21 protein-coding genes are annotated in these 20,510 nt (G+C 57.4%); 16 read left to right on the top strand and 5 right to left on the bottom strand.

Features of this window, described 5'->3' with window-relative positions; genetic code table 11:
• The first annotated feature begins 5 nt into the window (after positions 1-5).
• The 10 genes from pgsA to hflX all read left to right on the top strand — a co-directional run bounded on the left by pgsA (position 6) and on the right by hflX (position 10,234).
• A complete protein-coding gene (gene pgsA / locus LCQ44_RS08695; RefSeq protein ID WP_225093622.1) occupies positions 6-644 on the top strand; it encodes a CDP-diacylglycerol--glycerol-3-phosphate 3-phosphatidyltransferase in 639 nt (212 codons plus the stop codon).
• Positions 645-671: 27 nt separating this feature from the next.
• Positions 672-1,187: a CinA family protein gene (locus LCQ44_RS08690; protein WP_225093621.1), complete on the top strand. Its 516-nt coding sequence runs from the start codon at positions 672-674 to the stop codon at positions 1,185-1,187.
• A gap of 257 nt (positions 1,188-1,444) precedes the next feature.
• Positions 1,445-2,593, top strand: coding sequence for a recombinase RecA (gene recA / locus LCQ44_RS08685; protein ID WP_225093620.1), 1,149 nt, complete (start codon positions 1,445-1,447; stop codon positions 2,591-2,593).
• An 11-nt stretch (positions 2,594-2,604) separates the two neighbouring features.
• On the top strand, positions 2,605-3,297 hold the full coding sequence (locus tag LCQ44_RS08680) for a regulatory protein RecX (protein WP_225093619.1): 693 nt from the start codon (positions 2,605-2,607) through the stop codon (positions 3,295-3,297).
• Between the two features lie 257 nt (positions 3,298-3,554).
• Complete coding sequence (rny, locus tag LCQ44_RS08675; protein ID WP_115596193.1) at positions 3,555-5,105, top strand: ribonuclease Y; 1,551 nt, start codon at positions 3,555-3,557, stop codon at positions 5,103-5,105.
• 1 nt (position 5,106) lies between these two features.
• Positions 5,107-6,192 carry an ATP-binding protein gene (locus tag LCQ44_RS08670; protein WP_225093618.1) on the top strand — a complete coding sequence of 362 codons (1,086 nt, stop codon included), beginning with the start codon at positions 5,107-5,109 and terminating at the stop codon, positions 6,190-6,192.
• 74 nt (positions 6,193-6,266) lie between these two features.
• Complete coding sequence (locus tag LCQ44_RS08665) at positions 6,267-6,584, top strand: stage V sporulation protein S (protein ID WP_006235982.1); 318 nt, start codon at positions 6,267-6,269, stop codon at positions 6,582-6,584.
• Between the two features lie 52 nt (positions 6,585-6,636).
• The gene (miaB, locus tag LCQ44_RS08660; protein ID WP_225093617.1) at positions 6,637-8,007 is read left to right on the top strand and encodes a tRNA (N6-isopentenyl adenosine(37)-C2)-methylthiotransferase MiaB; all 1,371 of its coding nucleotides are present in this window, start codon (positions 6,637-6,639) and stop codon (positions 8,005-8,007) included.
• The gene (gene miaA / locus LCQ44_RS08655; RefSeq protein WP_225093616.1) at positions 8,007-8,945 is read left to right on the top strand and encodes a tRNA (adenosine(37)-N6)-dimethylallyltransferase MiaA; all 939 of its coding nucleotides are present in this window, start codon (positions 8,007-8,009) and stop codon (positions 8,943-8,945) included. The genes miaB and miaA overlap by 1 nt, the downstream gene beginning before the upstream one ends.
• Entirely contained in the window at positions 8,945-10,234 is a 1,290-nt protein-coding gene (gene hflX / locus LCQ44_RS08650; protein WP_138112625.1) for a GTPase HflX, read from the top strand. Before miaA ends, hflX begins: the two co-directional genes overlap by 1 nt.
• Here hflX and LCQ44_RS08645 read toward each other — a convergent pair.
• A complete protein-coding gene (locus LCQ44_RS08645) occupies positions 10,219-10,923 on the bottom strand; it encodes a heparan-alpha-glucosaminide N-acetyltransferase (RefSeq protein ID WP_138112623.1) in 705 nt (234 codons plus the stop codon). The genes hflX and LCQ44_RS08645 overlap by 16 nt on opposite strands.
• A complete protein-coding gene (lexA, locus tag LCQ44_RS08640) occupies positions 10,923-11,567 on the bottom strand; it encodes a transcriptional repressor LexA (protein WP_138374200.1) in 645 nt (214 codons plus the stop codon). The genes LCQ44_RS08645 and lexA overlap by 1 nt, the downstream gene beginning before the upstream one ends.
• 160 nt (positions 11,568-11,727) lie before the next feature.
• Here lexA and LCQ44_RS08635 point away from each other — a divergent pair, with 160 nt between their 5' ends.
• The 3 genes from LCQ44_RS08635 to dut are packed head-to-tail and all read left to right on the top strand — an operon-like array spanning position 11,728 to position 13,123.
• Positions 11,728-12,180, top strand: coding sequence for a LysM peptidoglycan-binding domain-containing protein (locus LCQ44_RS08635; RefSeq protein ID WP_225093615.1), 453 nt, complete (start codon positions 11,728-11,730; stop codon positions 12,178-12,180).
• Positions 12,181-12,231: 51 nt separating this feature from the next.
• On the top strand, positions 12,232-12,675 hold the full coding sequence (gene nrdR, locus LCQ44_RS08630) for a transcriptional regulator NrdR (RefSeq protein ID WP_022093781.1): 444 nt from the start codon (positions 12,232-12,234) through the stop codon (positions 12,673-12,675).
• Positions 12,676-12,679: 4 nt separating this feature from the next.
• Complete coding sequence (gene dut, locus LCQ44_RS08625; RefSeq protein WP_225093614.1) at positions 12,680-13,123, top strand: dUTP diphosphatase; 444 nt, start codon at positions 12,680-12,682, stop codon at positions 13,121-13,123.
• A 397-nt stretch (positions 13,124-13,520) separates the two neighbouring features.
• On the opposite strand, the gene LCQ44_RS08620 is transcribed toward dut, so the two are convergent.
• Positions 13,521-14,822 carry an MGDG synthase family glycosyltransferase gene (locus LCQ44_RS08620; RefSeq protein WP_225093613.1) on the bottom strand — a complete coding sequence of 434 codons (1,302 nt, stop codon included), beginning with the start codon at positions 14,820-14,822 and terminating at the stop codon, positions 13,521-13,523.
• 117 nt (positions 14,823-14,939) lie between these two features.
• Here LCQ44_RS08620 and LCQ44_RS08615 point away from each other — a divergent pair, with 117 nt between their 5' ends.
• Both LCQ44_RS08615 and LCQ44_RS08610 read left to right on the top strand, forming a co-directional pair.
• Positions 14,940-15,878, top strand: a complete 939-nt coding sequence (locus tag LCQ44_RS08615; protein WP_138112617.1) for an NAD(P)/FAD-dependent oxidoreductase — start codon at positions 14,940-14,942, stop codon at positions 15,876-15,878.
• Positions 15,879-16,032: 154 nt separating this feature from the next.
• On the top strand, positions 16,033-16,644 hold the full coding sequence (locus LCQ44_RS08610) for a DUF1836 domain-containing protein (protein WP_225093612.1): 612 nt from the start codon (positions 16,033-16,035) through the stop codon (positions 16,642-16,644).
• A 73-nt stretch (positions 16,645-16,717) separates the two neighbouring features.
• Here the strand turns inward: LCQ44_RS08610 and LCQ44_RS08605 are convergent, their stop codons facing one another.
• Positions 16,718-17,584, bottom strand: coding sequence for a DegV family protein (locus LCQ44_RS08605; RefSeq protein ID WP_225093611.1), 867 nt, complete (start codon positions 17,582-17,584; stop codon positions 16,718-16,720).
• Positions 17,585-17,820: 236 nt separating this feature from the next.
• Between LCQ44_RS08605 and LCQ44_RS08600 the strand changes: the two genes are divergently transcribed.
• The gene (locus tag LCQ44_RS08600; protein WP_225093555.1) at positions 17,821-19,083 is read left to right on the top strand and encodes an IS30 family transposase; all 1,263 of its coding nucleotides are present in this window, start codon (positions 17,821-17,823) and stop codon (positions 19,081-19,083) included.
• Positions 19,084-19,396: 313 nt separating this feature from the next.
• Here LCQ44_RS08600 and LCQ44_RS08595 read toward each other — a convergent pair whose 3' ends face one another.
• Complete coding sequence (locus LCQ44_RS08595; protein ID WP_225093610.1) at positions 19,397-20,509, bottom strand: C40 family peptidase; 1,113 nt, start codon at positions 20,507-20,509, stop codon at positions 19,397-19,399.
• Position 20,510 lies beyond the last annotated feature (1 nt).

The raw sequence follows: 20,510 nt of genomic DNA, 5'->3' as shown, positions 1-20,510 counted from the left end.
GCGTCGTGGCTAACGAGAGCAATAAGGAACTGACGAGTGTTTGGACGCCCGCCAACATCGTGACGTGCGTGCGCATCGTCTTCATTCCGGTGTTCATGATCGTGTCGGCGCTGTCTCACACAAGCGTTGCCGGTACGGATTTGAGCACCTTCGACGGCCCGCTCGCCGCTGCCGCCTTTGTTCTGTACGTCATCCTGTCGTGCACCGATAAGGTTGATGGCTACCTGGCTCGTTCGCGCAACGAGATCACCGACTTCGGTAAGTTCCTGGATCCCATCGCCGATAAGTTGCTCGTGTTCTCGGCTCTGCTTCTGTTCTTGGATTTTGGTACCGTAACCGTGTGGTCGGTGTTCATTATCTTGTTCCGCGAGCTGCTGGTGAGCGCCCTGCGCATGGTCGCGAGTGCGGCCGGTGTGGTCGTTGCCGCCGATAAGCTTGGCAAGTACAAGACGGCGACGACGATGGTTTCCATCTGCGGCTATCTGTGCGTCTTTGCGATGGCCGGTCTCCAGCTGGGGCCGGTGTCGCTGCTGCTCGGTGTCTATTCGGTGTCGCGCTTCCTGTACGTCATCGCCGTGATTTTGACCATTGTCTCGGGCGCCCAGTACTTCTGGAACTGTCGCAAGATCGTCTTTTCGGTCTAGGTCCTGGTGGGTATGACGGAGTCTTATTTGCTAATCGCCGCAAACAACGAGGAACTGGCGCGCGATATTGTCGAGCGCGCGAGTGCCCTTGGTGTGACGGTCTCGACGGCGGAGTCGCTGACGGCGGGTATGATTGCCTCGACGATTGCCGATATCCCGGGTGCCTCGGCGGTGCTTCGTGGTGGCGCGGTGACCTACTGCGATGAGATCAAACATCGCGTGCTCGGCGTTAAACAGGAAACGCTCGATCGGTTTAGCGCCGTGTCGCACCAGACGGCTCGCGAGATGGCCGCAGGCTCGCTGGAGCTTTATCAGAGCGATATAGCCGTAAGCGCAACGGGCTACGCTGGGCCCGGTGGTGGCACCGAGCAAGACCCCGCCGGTACGTTCTATATTGGGTGGGCGTATCGCGCGGCCGATGGGGGAGCGCCGGTTGTCGAGTCTGCGCGCTGTCATTACGAGGGCGATCGGTCGTGCGTTCGTGCTCATGCGGTCGCGGAGGCTTTGGAGCGCATTGTTCGCGTGCTCAATTCTATGGAATAGACATGGTTTAAGGGGCCTTAGGGCCCCTTAATTGTGGAGATAGGGACCTTTGACGGAATTGGTGTTTGCGCTGGTATAAGGCCTAAATTTATTCGTGCACCTCTATTTGTGATTGGCGTGGTCAAGCGTTTGGTCGGTGATTGGTCGGCGTTTGGTCGGGTTTTGGAATGGTCGGGTACATATGATGAATCTGAACGGTTGACCACGAACAGCCGTTCGTTTATTATCGATGCAGGTTGTTAAGAGGAGGGCTATTCATGGCCAAGAATTCAGGTCCCGTACGTACCGTTCATGCTCGCACGACGGGTAAAGAGCGCGATGAGATGATCGCCACCACCAAGGCCGAGATCGAGAAGAAATTCGGCCAGGGTTCCATCATGAGGTACGGCGACGGTGGTCCCGAGCTCGAGGTCGAGGCTATTCCGACGGGCTCTCTGGCGCTCGATGCCGCCTTGGGTATCGGCGGCGTGCCGCGCGGCCGTATCGTCGAGATTTATGGCCCCGAGTCCTCCGGTAAGACGACGCTTTCGCTCGAGATTCTTGCAGAGGCGCAGGCCATGGGCGGCGTTGTTGCATTTATCGATGCCGAGCATGCGCTTGATCCCACCTATGCCGCGCGCATTGGCGTCGATATCGACGAGGTCCTGATTTCCCAGCCCGATACGGGCGAGCAGGCGCTCGAGATCGTCGATATGCTTGTGCGCTCCGGTGCCATCGACGCCATCGTCGTCGACTCTGTTGCCGCCTTGACTCCGCGTGCCGAGATCGAGGGCGAGATCGGTGACACGACGGTGGGTCTGCAGGCTCGTTTGATGAGCCAAGCGCTCCGCAAGCTCGCCGGCTCACTTTCCAAGTCCAATACAACCTGCATCTTCATTAACCAGCTGCGCGAGAAGATCGGCGTCATGTTCGGCAATCCCGAGACCACCACGGGCGGCCGCGCTCTTAAGTTCTTCTCTTCCGTGCGAATCGATATTCGCAAAATCGATACCATCAAGCTCAAGGACGAGGTTATCGGTAATCGCGTGCGTGCCAAGGTCGTTAAGAACAAGGTGGCGGCTCCGTTCCGTTCGGCCGAGTTTGACATCATGTACGGCACCGGCATCTCTAAAGAGGGCTCGATTCTGGATATGGCCGTCGAGTGCGGCATCTGCAAAAAGATGGGGTCCTGGTTTGCCTATGGCGAGGATAAGCTCGGCAACGGTCGCGAGGCCGCCAAGACATTCCTGCGGGAGCATCCCGATTGCGCCGACGAGATCGAGCACAAGGTTCGCCTTGCCTGCGGCCTTGAGTATGACGATGATGCCCCCTCCGAGGTTGAGTTGACCGACCAGCCCGCCCCCGAGGAGCTTGATGAGCTGTACGCCATCGATGGCTCCGCGATGCTCGACGATGACGACGAGTAGCGGATGCCGACATGTCGTATACGGTGACCGAGGCCACGGTCGTCTTTCCCGATAAGAAGGCGGCCTCCTCGTTCTCGAGCGGTTATGCGTCTAAAAAGCCCTGCGCGCATATCGATTGCGATCTCGAGGGCGGTTTTGAACGTTCCATTTGGATTCCCGTGCGCGTGGCGCGCCTGTACGTTAAGAACCGCCCCGATCTTCCCTGTGATTGGGATGACTTTCGCGAGGCGGTGCAGCTTATCGAACGTAAATGTGCGCTCACCATGGTGACTGAGATGCTTTCGCGCCGCGATCATGCCACGGGCGAGGTGTGCGATAAGTTGGCGCGCTATGGCTTTCGACAGCCTGCGATCGATTTTGCAGTTGCTCGTGCGACCGAGTATCGTTTTTTGGATGAGAACCGCTTTTGTTCGTACTTTATCGAAGAGCGCAAACGTCGCGGCTGGGGTCAGCGTAAGATCGAGGCTGAACTCAAGCGCCGTCATGTCGTACTTGACGATATCCCCGGGTATCCAGAGGATTATTTTGCCGTGGATGACGACTTGGCTCGTGCGTCGGCCTTGCTCGCTAAACGTCGCGTTCCCGAAGCGCGTGCATTCGAAAAGCTCGTCAGATTTTTGATGGGTAAGGGCTTCTCGTATCACATCGCCGCCGATGCCGTTAAGGCGCGCCTCGATGCCTCAAGCGAGGAATGCGCCGTGTAAGCGTGCGCATGGTACGCCCCTGCCGTTCACCGCTTGATAGGCGCCGTGCCGGGTGCGTTTATTTGACAGTTGTTGCGGTTCAACGTAGGATAATTACTGTCATTTGCTTTGTGATATGTGCTCATCTGTGATGAGTTTGTTTATATGTTTATCTGTATCCGACCCGCATAAGCTGCGCCCATATTACTCAAATGTCGCGAGCCGTTCGTAAGGACGGTTCGCTTTGCTGTGTAACGAATCCATAAAAAGGAGTGAGCATGCCTATCATTGCAGCGCTCGTTGGCATCGTATTGGGTGCCATCGCCGCCATTGCCTACATGCGCACCGCCAAGCAGGGTAGTCTTCACGAGGCCGACGAAAAGATCCAGTCGGCACACGCGCAGGCAGAGTCCCTGATCGGTGATGCTAAGCGTCAGGCCGAGACCCTCAAAAAAGAGGCTCTGCTCGAGGCTAAGGAAGAGATCATCAAGAACAAGCAGGCCGCCGAGGCCGAGGACAAGCAGCGTAAGAGCGAGATTCGCACGCTCGAAAATCGCGTGATGCAGCGCGAGGAATCGCTCGATCGTCGCAACGATGCGCTCGACAAGCGTGAGCATCAGCTGTCCAGCCAGGCCGGTCAGGTCGAGAAGCGCTCTCGCGAGCTTGAGGAGCTCTGCGCCAAGCAGACTTCCGAGCTTGAGCGTATTGCCGACCTTACGCGCGAGGACGCTCACAAGGAGCTGCTCGACAAGGTCCGCGGCGAGGTTACCCACGAGGCAGCCACCATCATCCGCGAGTCCGAGCAGCAGGTCCGCGCCGAGTGCCACAAGACCGCTCAGGAGATTCTCTCTCTGGCGATTCAGCGCTGCGCCGCAGACCATACCGCCGAGGTCACCGTCACTTCCGTGCATATTCCCTCCGATGACCTTAAGGGTCGCATCATCGGTCGCGAGGGTCGCAACATCCGCACCTTTGAGCAGGTGTCTGGCGTCAACCTCGTGATTGACGACACCCCCGAGACCGTTGTGCTTTCGAGCTTCGATCCGGTCCGTCGTGAGACTGCCCGTGTGGCGCTCGAGAACCTCATTGCCGATGGCCGCATTCACCCCGCTCGCATCGAGGAGATGTACCACAAGGCCGCCGACTTGGTTCAGCAGCGTGTGCGCGAGGCCGGCGAGCAGGCCGCCTTCGATACCGGTATCCACGACCTGCATCCCGAGATCGTCAAGACCCTGGGCGCACTGCGCTACCGCACCTCGTTTGGTCAGAACGTGCTGCAACACTCGCTTGAGGTCTCCGACCTGTGCGGCGTTATGGCCTCCGAGCTTGGTCTGGATGTTGTGACCGCCAAGCGCGCCGGCCTTCTGCACGACCTGGGCAAGGCCATCGACCACGATGTTGAGGGCCCGCATGCTGTCATTGGCGCCGAGCTTGCCCGCCGTTATGGCGAGAAGCCCGTTATCGTCCACGCGATCGAGGCCCATCATGCCGATGTCGACCCCAACACGGTGCTCGACGTTCTGGTCCAGGCTGCCGATGCCGTTTCCGCTTCTCGTCCCGGCGCCCGTCGCGAGTCGGCCGAGAACTACATCAAGCGCCTTGAGAAGCTCGAGGAGATTGCCAACTCTCACGACGGCGTCGAGCGTACCTATGCCATGCAGGCCGGTCGCGAGGTTCATGTCATGGTTCAGCCGGACAAGATCTCCGATGCTCAGTCCACGGTGCTTGCGCACGATATCGCCCATCAGATCGAGGAAGAGATGGAGTATCCCGGTCAGGTGCGCGTCGTCGTGATTCGCGAGAGCCGTGCCGTCGATATCGCTAAATAACATGAACGACGCGAACGAGCTCATCTCATTTATCGCGTCGATGTCGGGGGAGGGCAACCTTCGCGTCGAGGAAAACCTTGGCGAGGGGTATGTCCGCCTCCGCGTTTCGGAGGCCGAGCGGCGCCAGGCAAAGCACGACATTCAGCATGTCGAGGATATCGTCATCGAAATGCTCCGTAATGCTCGCGATGCTGGTGCCGACAAGGTCTATCTCGCCACGACCAAGGAAGATGGCGTCCGCACGCTTGTCTTTCTGGATAACGGTTCGGGCGTTCCACAGGATATGCAAGAGCGAATCTTCGATGCCCGCGTTACCTCCAAGCTCGAGAGCATGAAGATGGACCGTTGGGGCGTTCACGGTCGTGGCATGGCATTGTTTTCGATCAAGCAGAACACTGACGAGGCCCGTGTGGTCACGTCTGGTGTCGACCTTGGCTCGGCCTTTAAGGTGAGCGTTGCGGCCGACCGCCTCAGTGAGCGTGCCGATCAGTCCAGCTGGCCCCAGGCCGTCAGGGATGAGGACGGACGTTATGTCTGTGCTCGCGGCCCGCATAATATTATTCGCGCTGCTTGTGAGTTTGCGCTCGAGGAGTTGTGTGGTTGCGATGTCTATCTTGGTTCTCCGTCTGAGATTGCCGCGACCCTTTATGCTCAGGCGTCAAGTCGGCTCGATACGTCGCGTCTCCTGTTCATTGATGACGAGAGTGAGCTTCCGGTTGTCGATCGTTTAGGCCTTGCCTCTGATGCCGAGGACTTTATCCGTATCTGTTCGGGTTTGGGTCTTGAGATGTCCGAGCGCACTGCTCATCGCATTTTGGCAGGGCAGATTAAGCCCGTTCGCGGTGTGACCGCGCGTCTGCTGCGCGAGCGTGATTCGTCCTCGCATGCGCCGGCTCCTGTCGATCTTGCGAAGGATCGTCGCGGGCTACGTATTGCCAAGGATGACATGGCACAGTTTTCGCGTGCTGTGGAGCGTGACTTTAATGACCTTGCCGCCCGGTACTATCTCAACCTTTGTGGCGACCCAAAGATTCGTGTTTCGCGTGATCGAATCACTGTGACCTTCGATCTTGCCAAAGAGGAATAGTGCCTTTACCGAGTCCACTCGGTACGATACAGTTATTGCAGTTAAAACGTACTTTTAAACGCAGGAGTTTCTTCATGGATTGCCTGAAGGTATCAAGCAAATCATCGCCCGCGTCCGTTGCCGGCGCCATCGCCGGCATGGTCAAGGATGGTGTACCCGTCAACATCCAGTGTGTCGGCGCTGGTGCTGTCAACCAGGCCATTAAGGCCGTGGCTATCGCGCGCGGTTTTTTGATTCCAACCGGTTTTGATATTTCCTGCGCGCCCGTGTTCTCCGACATCCTCATTAACGGGGAGTCGCGCACGGCCATTCGCCTTTCTATCTACGTTCACCAGATCAATCGAGCTGCTATGGATAACGTCGTCATGGATGATGTTAAGCCTGTGGCATAGCTTCTGCTTGCCTCGATTCGCCCCCCCCTCTCCATCGTTAGGACTTATGCACATGGACCAGCGTTCCGTACGCGATATTCTTGCCGGTAAAACCTACTTTATCCGCACCTTTGGCTGCCAGATGAATCAGCACGACTCCGAGCGCGTGAGCGGTCTGCTCGATTCGTATGGTTGCCTCATGGCGCTCGATCCCGAGCATGCCGATATTGTTGTCTTCATGACATGCTGCGTGCGCGAGGCCGCCGATACTCGCCTGTACGGCCAGTGCAATTCCTGTAAAAGCCTGCCGCCTTCGCCTTCGGGCAAGCGTGTGGTTGCCGTTGGTGGTTGCATCGCGCAGCGCGATGGCGAGGGCCTGCTCACCAACGTCGATAACGTCAATGTCATCTTTGGTACGCATTCCATCGCACATGTGGCAGAGCTCATTGCCGAGGCGTTCCTTGATGGCAAGCGTCATATCCGCACCAATGAGCATGAGGATACGGATGCCATGAGCATGCCGTGGCATCGCGAGACCCAGTATCACGCCTGGGTGCCCATTATGACGGGCTGCAATAATTTCTGTACCTATTGCATCGTGCCGTACGTGCGCGGTCGCGAAAAGAGCCGCCCCTTCGAGGAAATTGTCGACGAGGTGACCGGTTTGGTGCGCCAGGGCGTGTGCGAGATTACGCTGCTGGGCCAAAACGTTAACTCATATGGTCGCGATCTGTTTGGCAAGCCGCGTTTTGCCGATCTGCTGCGTGCCGTGGGTGATACGGGTGTGGAGCGCATCTTCTTTACCTCTTCTCATCCTAAGGATCTGCTGCCCGAGACCATCGACGCCATGGCCGAGACGCCCGCCGTCATGCCGCAGCTTCACTTGGCCGTTCAGTCGGGCTCCACGCGTATCCTCAAAGAGATGAATCGCCGTTATACACGCGAGGACTATCTGGGCCTGGTCGATCGCATTCGCAACCGCATGCCCGATATCGCGCTCTCGACCGATATTATCGTTGGCTTCCCGGGCGAGACTGAAGAGGACTTTGAGCAGACGCTCTCACTTGCCGAGACGGTCCGCTATGCTCAGGCCTATACCTTCATCTATTCCAAGCGCGCCGGTACCCCGGCCGCAGAGATTGACGATCCTACGCCGCATGAGGTTATTCTCGAGCGTTTCAACCGCCTGGTTAAGGTTATCGAGACTACGGCACACGAGTATAACCAGGGTGAGCTTCATACTGTGGTGCCGGCGCTCATTGAGGGAACGAGTAAAAAGAACGACGCGGTCCTGCTGGGCAAGAGTCCCAAGAATCAGACCGTGCATGCGCCTATCCCCGAGGGTTACAGCATCGATCAGCTTGTTGGCAAGATCGTTGATGTTGACGTTGACGTTGCCAAGACCTGGTATTTGTCCGGCTCCGTTGTGGGCGAGCCGCGCTAATGGTTTCTCCCAGGGCAGGACTTTCCGCCGTTGCGATCGTCGGTCCGACGGCGGTTGGTAAGAGTGATGTTGCCGACCGTTTGGCAGCTCGTCTTTCGTCCGAAGTGCTGTCGTGCGATGCGATGCAAATCTATCGCGGCATGGACATCGGTACCGCAAAGATGGCGCCCGATGAGTGTACGGTGCCGCTGCGTCTCGTCGACATTGTAGAGCCGGGTGTGGCATATTCTGCTGCGCTTTATCAGGCTGACGCTCGCGCGCATGTTGAACGTCTCCTTGGTTCGGGTTGCCTGCCGGTTTTTTGCGGAGGTACGGGGCTGTATCTCAAGGCCGCCCTCGATGAGATGGACTTTCCCTCGGGTGAACTTGAGGACGATCGTCGTATGGGCTATCAGGAGCTTGCCGAGCGTATTGGCGAGGAAGAGCTGCATGCCCTGCTTGCCGAGCGCGACCCAGAATCGGCTGCTGTTATTCATCCCCATAATGTGCGCCGTGTGATTCGTGCGCTCGAGATGCATGATGATGGTATTTCCTATGCACAGCAAAAAAGTCAGTTTAGTGTTCCGCGCGAGCATTATCATGCTCTATGGTTTGGTCTGACGCGCAATCGCGAGGTGCTCTACGAGCGCATTAACCTGCGCGTCGATCTGATGTTTGAGCAGGGTCTTGTCGATGAGGTTCGCGGTCTTATGGACCAGGGGCTGGGAGATGCCCTGACTTCGATGCAGGCAATTGGCTATAAAGAGATCATTGATGCTTTCAATGGCGTGATTTCTATGGATGAGGCTCGCGAACTCATCAAGATGCGTTCGCGTCGCTATGCCAAACGTCAGCTTTCGTGGTTTAAGCGCGATGACCGTATCGTGTGGTTTGATATGGACGAGTTTACGATCGATGAGGTCGTTGAGGACATCCTGCATCGTATTGAGGCTGCCTAATGGCCCGTTTCCCCCTTGTTCCCACGGCACCCGAGCCCGAGCGTGCCATATTAGTTGGTGTTGAGTGGCGCGACAATGCATGGCCGCTCGATCGCTCGCTTGATGAGCTGGAGCGTCTTACCCACACGGCTGGTGCCCAGTGCGTGGCACGCTTGTCACAGCGTTTGGTAAAGCCGTATCCTAAATCGTTTATCGGTTCCGGTAAGGTTGAAGAGCTGTGCGGCCTGGTGCATCGCATGGATGCCGATGTCGTTATTTTTGACGACGACCTGACGCCCTCGCAGCAATCCTATTTGGAGAAAGCCGTGGGCGAGCCGGTAAAGATTATCGATCGTACGGCACTGATCTTGGATATTTTTGGCCTGCATGCTCAGACGCGTGAGGGACGCCTACAGGTACAGCTGGCACAGCTTCAATATCTGTTGCCTCGTCTGCGTGGCATGTGGAGCCATCTCGCCAAGGAACAGACGCGCGGCGGCATCGGCTCACGCTTTGGTCAGGGCGAAAGTCAGCTCGAGGTCGACCGTCGCCTCATTCGTAATAAGATCGCTGCGCTTCGTCGTGAGCTCAAGCAGGTTGAACAGCGTCGCGATGTTCAATCCAAGAGCCGCATTGAGTCACCGGCGTTTCGCGTCGCGTTAGCCGGTTATACCAATGCGGGTAAATCGTCGTTGCTCAATCGTCTGACCGGATCTACGGTGCTTTCGCAGGACAAGCTGTTTGCTACGCTCGACCCGACGACGCGTTCGTATCGCCTGCCCGGCGGTCGTGGCATGACGATTACCGATACTGTTGGCTTTATTCAAAAGCTACCGCATGGTCTCGTTGATGCCTTTAAGTCCACGCTGTCTGAGGTTCTTGGTGCCGATCTGATCCTTAAAGTTGTGGATGCCTCTGACGAGGACTACGAGCGCCAGCTCGAGGCAGTCGATCGCGTTCTTGACGAGATCGGTGCCGGCGAGCGTTTGACGCTTACGGTGTTCAATAAAATCGATCTTCTCGATAGCGTTGATCGATTGAGTTTCCGTCGTCGCTATCCCGAGGCCGTGCTGTTCTCGGCCCAGACGGGCGAGGGACTCGACGATCTCGTCGACCGTATTGCTCGCGAGGCGGCTGCCACCGATGTGTTGCTCTCCGCTGAAATCCCGTATCGCGAGGGCGCCCTCATCACGCTGGTGCATGAACAGGGAACCCTTTTGCACGAGGAATATCTTGAGGGCGGCGTTCGTATTGTTGCGAAGCTGCCGGCTCGTATCGCGCCGCGGCTCAAGCGTTATCGCACCGAGTAGACGAGCTCCAAAAAGCCCAGAATAATGGGCTGATGCAGTAGATAAAAGGGGAGTGCGTGACGTCCAAGGCTGGCGAGCTCCGGGATGGGATTGGCGTAGGCCCAGCTAGGGACGGTCTTATCGATTCCCTTCGCTATGTGTGCGGCGAAGTATCCTGCAAGATACATAAAGAAAAACGGGATGATGGGGTAGTAATCACCTGAGACAAACCCAGGGCTCGGAAATCCCAGCCACGCCAGGTAGGGGACAGGGTAGATCGTTTTGGGGATGCTCCAGGTGAGGGCAAACAACAAAAGGCATAGGGACATGCCCCATCTCGCCGATATCTTCTTAAGGACGGGATCGGTCAACGCCACGATGCCGGTACATGCGGCCATGCAGTAGATGATGCCAAAATTAACAGAATCGTCAACTGAGACAAGTGTTGTTGCCAACCAGACGACGAGTGCTGCTAAGGCGTATTTGGCGGCACGTTTGATATTGTTGCGCGAAAGGGTGCACATCCAACCCGCGATAAACAAAAATACCCAGCTGATGCTGGCGCGCCAGATGTCTTGAAAGACAGTCTGGGTAAACCAGGGCATATCCCAGTCGTACAGGTAGGCAAGATCGTAGCAAGCGTGAAAACCTGCCATTGAAATCATCGTAAGCCCGCGGACGGTATCAAAGATGGTGATGCGTTTTTGCATTACGAGAACCGGCGCATCAAGCCGACGACTTTGCCCAAGATAACGGGATTCGTTGCATAGATAGGCTCCATGGTGTCATTCTCAGGCTGCAGGCGTACGCGTCCCTGCTCCTTGTAGAACGTCTTGACGGTCGCTGAACCATCAATCATAGCCACGACAATTTCGCCGTTCATGGCACTCTTTTGTTCACGGACGATGATGTAATCGCCATTGAAGATACCGACATTGATCATTGAGCTCCCATGCACCTCAAGGATAAAGGAACCCTGATCAGTGGCGATTTCGGTCGGGATAGTAAATGTGTCTTCGATATTCTGCTCGGCCAGAATGGGAATCCCAGCCGCGACGCGACCAACGAGCGGTAGTGAGACCGTTCCGCGAGGTGCGGTGGTCTCGTCAGATTTAGAAATTGAGACAGAGGAACCGTCCTCGTTAAAGAGTTCCAGAGCGCGCGGTTTGGTGGCATCGCGCTTGAGTAGCCCGCGCGCCTCCAGGGCAGATAGATGGGCGTGCACGGTGCTGGGGGAGGAAAGGCCCACGGCAGAAGCCATCTCGCGCACGCTGGGCGGATAACCCTTCTCCTGCTGATATTCCTTGATGAAGTCGTAAATTTGCTGCTGACGCTTGGTAATTTTGCGAGCCATCAGGGCATCCTCTCTACCCATGTCAAACAAATGTTCGAATTTTGGTTGACAGGAACAACTGTTCGAAGATAATAATAACCGAACATTCGTTCTCGCGCTAGACATTTTTGTCCGCGCGGCTTGATAAAACTGTTCTCAGCAAAACACGCGAGAGGAGAACATGATGAACGCAACGAATATGGTCCAGGGAAACCTCGCCCTTAAGCTCGAGACGTCTGCAGAATACACTTTTACGGTTGTTCAGGGTGGCTGCTCCGGCTTTCAGCCTTTGACCGTAAAGCCTGCTCGCAATCAGCAGGCTGTAGCCGCGCCGGGCCGCGTTGCCCTGAAGGTTCCGACGATTGTCGCCGTTGCCGTTGCGCTTACGCTCTTCTTTGTCCTCGCTACGTCGGTCTTTAGCGCTCGTCACGCCGCGTATGCCGAGTCCGTTTCCAACGTTACCTATGAGACCATTCGCGTTCAGTCTGGTGATTCTCTTTGGTCGCTTGCCGAGGAATATCCAAGCGAAGGCCTTTCCACGCAAGAGACTTCCGACATGATCCGTAACGTCAATCATCTGGAGCATGGTTCGCTCGCCGCCGGTGCGCATCTTAAGGTTCCTGCTCGTTCGTAATCATTATCGCGCTGCGCATGGTACCCTTGTTATCGTTTAAGAGGAGGTACCATGCGCTGTCCCAAATGCGGCAAGGCACATACCCGCGTCGTTGATTCCCGTATGCAGGAGTCAAATAACACCATTAAGCGTCGCCGCGAATGTTGCTCGTGTAACTATCGCTTTACAACGTTCGAACGATGCGAAGACCCAATCGAGGTCATTAAGTCGGACGGAACCAAGCAGCGGTTCGATCGCAATAAGCTGCTCGTCGGCTTGATGCGCGCCACTATCAAGCGCGATATCGACACTAAGAAGCTCAATGAGATTATCGATGACATCGAGGTCGAGCTGCGCTCTCGCACGCTGACGGCCGTTACGTCCCATGAGTTGGGTGACATGGTACTCAAGCGCTTGGCCAAGATCGACAAGGTGGCGTACATCCGCTTTGCCTCGGTCTACCGCGATTTCAAAGACGTCGATGAGTTTCTGCAAGAGCTCGACAAGCTAAGGTGATTCCATGTCCAACATTACCGTCAACATAAAGCGTCTCGACCCCACCGTCGAGCTTCCCAAATACGCCCATCCCACCGATGCCGGCTTGGATTTGCGCTCCAACGAGGACTGCATTCTGAAGCCCTTCGAACGCCGTCTGGTCTCTACTGGGCTGGCCATCGCCCTGCCCGATGGCTACGCCGGCTTCGTCCAGCCCCGAAGCGGTTTGGCCATCAAGCAGGGCCTGTCTATAGTCAATACGCCGGGCCTCATCGACGCCCACTACCGAGGAGAACTTAAGGTTATCCTCATCAACCTGGATCCCACCAACGACATCCAAATCAACAAAGGCGACCGCATAGCCCAACTCGTCATCCAAGAAGTCCCCACGGTCAATCTCATAGAAGTAGAAGAACTAGACAAAACCGACCGAGGCAACGGAGGCTTCGGCTCCAGCGGCATCGCCTAGGGCGCTCGTATCCCTCCCGCCCGCCTCTCACACATATCATTCCATGCTCAAACATTCTCGCGTCGCTTCGCTTGCTGCGAAACTGCGCGTGGAACGATATGTGTGAGAGGCGGGCGGGCGGTTACTCGCTTGAAAAATAAAAGCCTTTCTTTCTAGTAAGCCGATGCGATAAAGGGACACCTCCTTTCTCGCATCGGCTTACTATATTCATATTTTCTGATTTCGCCTTTGCAGGTTCTAGTGGCGGGGAATCTGGTAAAGCTGCTAGTACGTAAACGCAGCTTACCTGTGGGAGGCCCCTATATATCGTCCCGCGCGCAGTTTCGCAGCGAAGCGAGAATGTTTGAGCACGGGATGATATATAGGGGCCTCCCACAGGCAAGCGGAAATTAAGACGCTAGCGGATGTGCGCGGGTTTTCCGCCCCAGTAGAAGCGGCAGAAGGCTCGTTTGCGCTTTTGGGGTTTGCCTACGAGCTCCATCGTGGCGATGGCGATGTCTTCGGCTGCGCGGGGGCGGCGTAGTACTTCGCCATTGATGAGTAGGGCTTTGAGTGATTCGGGATGGTCGTGCAGGTGGCGCAACGTCACGATGAGCTCTCGTGCCGTGGTGACGTGCATGCTGGCGCCCATGCCGGTGAGCATCGTGGTGTTGGCCTTTTCCTGGCCGTATGATTTGCCCAGCAGGATCATCGGCAGATGTGCGCATAGGCACTCGGTGACGGTGAGTCCGCCCGATTTGAGAATTGCCAGGTCGCAGCCGTGCATGAGGGCCGCCATGTCGTCCACGTAGTCTAGAACCGTGACGTTTTCGAGCTTCATGGCGTCGAAGAGCGTCTTGAGTCGGGTGGCGTATTCTTTATCCTTGCCCGGTAAAAAGACAAAGTGCATGTCCTCAAAGCTGCGTAAGAAGGGGAGCGTGTGGTCCATCGCGGCGCGGAAACGCACGTATGGTTGGGGTAAACTGGCACCGGCCATCACCAATACGACGGTTTTGTCTATGGGGAGATTGAACTTGCTGAGCTCATCTTCGCGTTTGTAATCTGAATCGAAACCGGCTCGGATGGGGATGCCCGTTATGCGGATCTTTGACTCGGGAACCTTGCGCGGGCGCAGCGTTTCGGCCATAAACTCGTTGGCTACACAGAATAGGTCGGTGTCCTTGTGGGGCCAAAAGCCTTCGACTTCGTAATCGGTCGGCACACAGATGACCGGGTAATCGATACCCGTAATTACGCGGGCGCCCACGGCAACATTGGCTGCTGTGATGTGCGTTGCGACCACGGCTATAGGCCTGCGGCGACGAATATATTCGTTGAAGGCGGGGAACATAATACGCGACCATGCCGTGCCGCCACCCCAGAGAAGATGTCCCGTAAGCGTATATCGCCAGGTCAGGTCGTAAATGGGGCGTGTGGCTCCCGTAAAAGAAGCCGCGGTCTTATTGCCGTCGAATTTAATACGTCCAAAATCAAGGATATCGAGCACTTCAATTTCAATATCCTCAGGGATTCCCTTGGTGCCGCGGATAAGTTCAAATGCTTGTGCAATCGCGTTGGCGGCGGCTTTGTGGCCCGATCCAACCGATGCGTGCACAATGGTTACTAGGGGTTTTTGTGCAGGTGAAACGGTCATTTGCTCCGGTTGGGGAGTGGCTTGCATGGGCAGGGGAGCGCTATTGCTCATCTGCGTTTGATCCATCGATAACTCCCCTTCAGCTTTGTTACGCGATTTATCATTGTAGTGCATGAGTGTCATGTTCACGTAAATTTGGGTATGAGCGCAAAGAACGCCAATCTTTCGACAGGAGGTCTCTTCATGACTACCCATCAGCCGATCGATGTTGCGATTATCGGTGGCGGCCCTGCGGGCTATGCTGCGGCCATTTATGCGGCGCGCTCCAACCTAACGACGACCGTGATTGAACAGGGCATGTCGGGAGGGCAGATCGCCACGACCAATGAAGTCGAGAACTATCCGGGCATTCCGCTCTTGAGTGGCGCCGAACTCGGTGAGCGTTTTCAGCAGCATGCAGAGGGCCTGGGAGCACAGGTTACATGGAGCATGGTTACGGGTATCGATTACGATGCCGATGCAGCGCTGTTTACGGTGCATCACGATTTGGGCGATACGTCGGCCTCGAGCGTTATCGCTTGCATGGGTGCCACGCCGCGATCTGCTGGTTTTGTTGGCGAGGATGCGTATCGCGGTCGCGGCGTTTCGTATTGCGCGACGTGCGACGGCATGTTCTTTCGCGGCAAGCAGGTTTTTGTCATCGGCGGCGGCAATGCTGCCTGCGAGGAAGCTCTGTTCTTGTCAGAAATCGCCAGCAGCGTGACCATCGTTTTGCGCCGCGATCAGTTCCGTGCCCCCGATGGTGTGGTTCAAAAAGTTCTTGCAAAAGATAATATTTCAGTTAGGTACCAAACTAGTATTGTCGAGCTCTCGGGCGAAGCCATGCCAACGACGATTACCTTTAAGGACAATGCATCCGGGGAAACTCACACCGAGTCATTTGTCCCTGGCTCGTTTGGTATCTTTGTCTTTACCGGAACGCAGCCCCATTCCGAGCTCGTTGAGCATCTAGTCGATCTGGCGCCGGACGGCGGTATTGTTACTGATGATTCCATGGCGACCCGCACGCCAGGTCTATTTGCCGCTGGCGACATCCGTTCCAAGCGTTTACGCCAGGTTGTGACTGCCGTTTCTGATGGAGCCATAGCGGCAACGAGCGTATACGCGTTTCTCCGTGGATAAGTACGATAATATATCTTATGTAAGGTTGCTATCTTTACACAAAGTGGTTGGACGGTGCATCAATGTGCTGTCCAACCACTTTTACTTGGCGACTATGTGGTATGCAAAACTAGATAACCTAGAATACAATATAGAAAACGAACGGAGGCCTCTTATGAACCACGCTAAATACGTTATTCCGATGTCCGATTCGTCGGTCAGCATTAAGCCGGAGGATATTCAGCCGACGGTTCTGCCGGATGCATTTATTCAGTCCGATATGGTGGGTAAACTCAACGCGTTGAGCCTGCCACGCTATGACCAGCTGCCCAACGTAACGCTCTATCGCGATCAGGTTATTGAATATGTTGCGCTGTGGATGGAGCCGCTTTCGATTTGCGTAGAGCAACCCGTTATCACGCCATCGATGATCAATAACTACGTGAAGGTCGGCCTGGTGCCTGCTCCGGTCAAAAAGCAATATGGCCGCGAGCAGATTGCCCGCCTGATCGCTATCTGCATCTTTAAGCAGGTGCTGCCCATCGCTGCGGTTCAGGCGCTCTTTAATATTCAGCGCTTGAGCTACGACGCTCCGACGGCTTTCGATTATGTTGTCGATCAGCTCGAGGCATCGATTCGTGCGGCGTTTTCTGTTGAGCAGACTCCCGTGCCCGATACCGCACATCAGGTTACGCGCGAATCGCTGCTCGTGCGCAGTGCGGTATCGTCCTTTGTTTCGAAGGCGTATCTGATGAGCTATCTCAAGTTCAATGGGTTTAATAGCTAGTTGACGTATAGTACGGGCGGGACAAAGAGCCATCTGTCACTTTGTCCCGCCCGTGCTTTTGATTGGTTGGACTTTATTGGCCCGAAGCCACGCCCATGCCGTAGCCGATAATGAGCCCATGCATCTCGGCATAGTATGAATCTAGCCCGTTACAGGGCATGATAATCGTCTTGGAGCCGGGCCAATGCTCCACAATGCGGCTGGCAAGTGCCTGGGCGCCCGCCTCATTCTCAACATGGTCGATAACGACCTCACCGCCGGTAAAGCCTTCGGCCTCCATGGTATCGACAATCTTGCCAAGCATCTTCTTTTCGCCACGGGTGTGCCCAACGAGTTCAATTTTGCCCGCTTCGCTCGCCGTGCCCAAAATGCGGATATTGAGCTTGTTAGCAATAACGCCGGCCGCCTTAGGGATACGTCCGGCCTTCGCAAGGTTTTCGTAGTTGCACAAACTAAAGAGGATCTTGCTGTTCTGCTCCAAGCTATCGAAGTAAGCGCAGGCGTCCTCAAAGGAGGCATCCGGGTTGCTCGTAAGATAGCGGTCGAACAGCAAGAAGATCAGATCCATTTTGCCACCTGCGGCTCGCGAGTTAACCAAATGAATCTGACGGTTGGGCTCTTCGGCAAGCACCATGTCACGCGCGGTGGCCGCGGCATTGTAGCTTCCCGAGACGCCATCGGAGATGGGCATGCAAATCGTCTTGTCAGCGAGCTTAAAGAGCTCAGCCCACTCCCCTACGCTTGGGCAGGCGCTCGATGATGCGCCGGCTTCCGATTGAATGGCAACATTAAGCTCGTGAACATCGAGCGAGAGGTCGTCAACGAATTCACGCTCCCCCACTCGGATCTTAAGGGGTGCAAATGCAAAGGTGGTATGAGGTGCGGTTGGCTGCCAATCGCGAAGATTGCAGCTCGAATCGGAGATAAGCGCCCAGCTCATTGAGGGTCCTTTCTATTTGTTCCTCAACAATTATAGCCGTCTTTCTCATCAATTGGACGGCTATCTAGTTTTGAATACTAGATAGCCGTACTGATCTTAAGGCCCTTGATTCTCATTTTCATTGCAACAGCCTCAGGACTCAGCGCAACGCGTTGCGCTGAGTCCTGAGGCGCGAATCCGGGTAGGCAACCCCAGAGGGGCCGGAATCCCCCGGCCCGCGATGGAGGGAGGCCGGCATGTCCAGACCCAAGCCGTCCGGAAGGTCGTACGGGAGGCTCACGAGGCACGAGAGGAACACGGTCGAGAGGATGCTCGACCGCAACCGCAGCGCCCGCGAGATCGCCGCGGAGCTCGGCAGGTCGCCGTCGACCGTGACCAGGGAGGTGGCGGCGCACCGCTACGTCACCGCGCCGCGCTCGCGCTACGGCGAGCCCGCGCCCGCGGACCTGTCGGGGGCCTGCCCCAGGCTCTCCGCGTGGCCGAGGTGCTGCAACGGCTGCTCGCACAGGAGGGGCTACGGCTGCTCGAGGAGGCCCAGGGTGTTCTACAGCGCCAGGAGGGCGCAGGAGGCGGCCGACGCCGAGCTCTCGGCGAGCAGGTCCGGGATCGACGAGACCGAGGAGGGCGCCGCCGCCAAGCTAGCGGCCATCAGGGACGGGCTCGCGCGCGGGCTCTCCCCGCAGCAGATAGCGGCGACGACCCCCGGGCTCAGCGCCTCCACCGTCTACAGGTGGGTGGACGCCGGCTACGACGGCATGACGAACATGGAGCTCAGGCGCAAGGTCGGCTACAGGCCGAGGTCGCGCCGGGCCCCGAAGAGGGCGACGTCCCACTCGGCGCGCAGGTCGCACGCGTCGTTCCTCGCGCTCGGCGAGGACGCCTGCGCCGCGGCCTGGGAGATGGACACCGTCGAGGGCCCCAGGGGCGACTCCGCCAGGCTCCTCACGCTCCTGCACCGCCCGAGCCGCTTCCAGCTGGCCCTGCCGCTGCCGGACGGCACGTGCGCCTCGGTCCTGGCGGCGCTCTCCTCCCTGCGCGGGGTCCTCGGCGAGGACGGCGCGAGGCGCGCCTTCGGCGCCGTGCTCACCGACAACGGGAGCGAGTTCGCCGACGAGGGCGCCATCGCGGCGCTGTTCGGCGAGCGGGACGGCGAGACCAGGCTCTTCTACTGCGACCCCCGGCAGAGCCAGCAGAAGGGCGCGTGCGAGAAGAACCACGTGGAGATCAGGAAGCTGCTGCCCAAGGGCGCAGGGGCCAGGTTCGACCGGCTGACGGCGGCGGACTGCGCGCTGCTCATGTCGCAGGTGAACTCCGAGCCGAGGGGGGCGCTCGGGTTCCTGACGCCGGCGCGCGTGCTGCGGGCGGCCCTCGGGGAGGACGCCTCCGCCCTCATGGACGCGTTCGGGATAGAGGAGCTGGCGCCCGGCGAGCTCGACCTCACGCCCGGCTGCATCGACAGGGCCAGGGCCGCGAGGGGCGAGGGGCCGCTGGCGGGATAGGCGGCGGGCCGGGACATGGGCCGGAGGGCCCGTTGCGCTGAGTCCGGAACGGCTGCGCGGCGGGCTGGCGGAGCATGCGGCGGCGGCATGGGGGCACCGGCCTCCACAGCCTCTCCACCTGCGGAAACGAGGCGACGAGCAGGTGCCGGGGGCTATTTCCGCGTTGCGCTAGCTGCGGAAACGCGGGGCCCGTTCAGGCTGTTGCGTTGAGATTGAAAATCAACCCTGATCTTAAGGCAAACGGTAGGGGCAAAAAGAATGGGCCTCGTGACTTAAGATCGCGAGGCCCACGTTCGTTCGCTGCAGTAAGAAATTAGTAGCGCACGAAAATGTAATTGTTGTTCATGCCAGCGGCAACGGAGCTGATGATGACGCCCGTTTTGTAGTCGGAAGCATGGATCATCTGACCATTACCGATATAAATGCCGGTATGGTAGGAGTTAACCACAACATCGCCGGGTTGCGGATCGGACACACGGGTCCAACCCATGAAGTCGACCGTGGTGCCCAGACGGCAGTAGCGTCCCGTGAGGCAATAGCTTACAAAACCGGAGCAGTCAAAGCTGTTCGGTCCAATGCCGCCCCAAGAATACGCATAGCCGAGCTTGCTGTAGGCGCGCGAAACAACGGAGCCACCATCAACAGACTGACTCGGTGCTGAAGGCGTGGGAGCCGGAGCGGGCGTGGGGGCAGGCTTCGGTGCGGGAGCCGGCGTGTTGCCGCCCTGGTTGTTGTTATTGTTGGTCTGGCCGCCATTGTTGGTGTTCTCGGTCGTACCGGCGGTGTCGTTGCTCACCGTGGCCTTTTCGGCGGTGCTAGCATTAATGCCAGCCTGCAGCGCGGCGTTGGCCTCGGCCTCGGCAGCAAGCTCGGCCTGCAACTGTGAATCCAGGGAGTTCACGACACTCTGGGCCTCAGCCTGCTGGGCATTGAGCTCGTCGACCTTCTTCTGCGTCGCGGCGACGTTCTTCTCCTGCTCGGTCTGCTTATCGGTGAGCTGCTGCTTAAGGTCCTTGACCTCCTGAATGGTCTGGGCCTGCTTGTCGGACACCTTGCCGTAGTAGAAGAGACGGTTGAGCATGTCGCCCAGATCGTCGACGCCCGTCAGAACCTGAAGGAGACTCAGACCGCCGGTTTTGTACTCGCCGGCGACATAGGTCGAGAGCTTGGCCTGACCATCGGCGATCTCCTGCTGCTTTTGCGTGATCTCGCCGGCAGTCTGATCGAGCGCCTGCGTCTGCGTGGCAAGCTCATCGTAAATCTGCTGGGTTTGGGTGCCGATCTGCTCGAGTTTCGTACGAGCAGCGGCAAGGTCGGATGCAGTATCGGCGTAGGCAGGAGCCGCGAGGCCCAAGCCCAAAACACAAGCGAGGGTTGCCGTAGCAGCGCAGCGTGCCATGTTTTTGTGCGTGTTTGCTGTGCGCATG

Source organism: Collinsella aerofaciens, from assembly GCF_020181355.1.
Lineage (GTDB): Bacteria > Actinomycetota > Coriobacteriia > Coriobacteriales > Coriobacteriaceae > Collinsella.
Note: the sequence above shows the minus strand (reverse complement) of the source record. Positions and strands in the feature narration are given on the sequence as shown.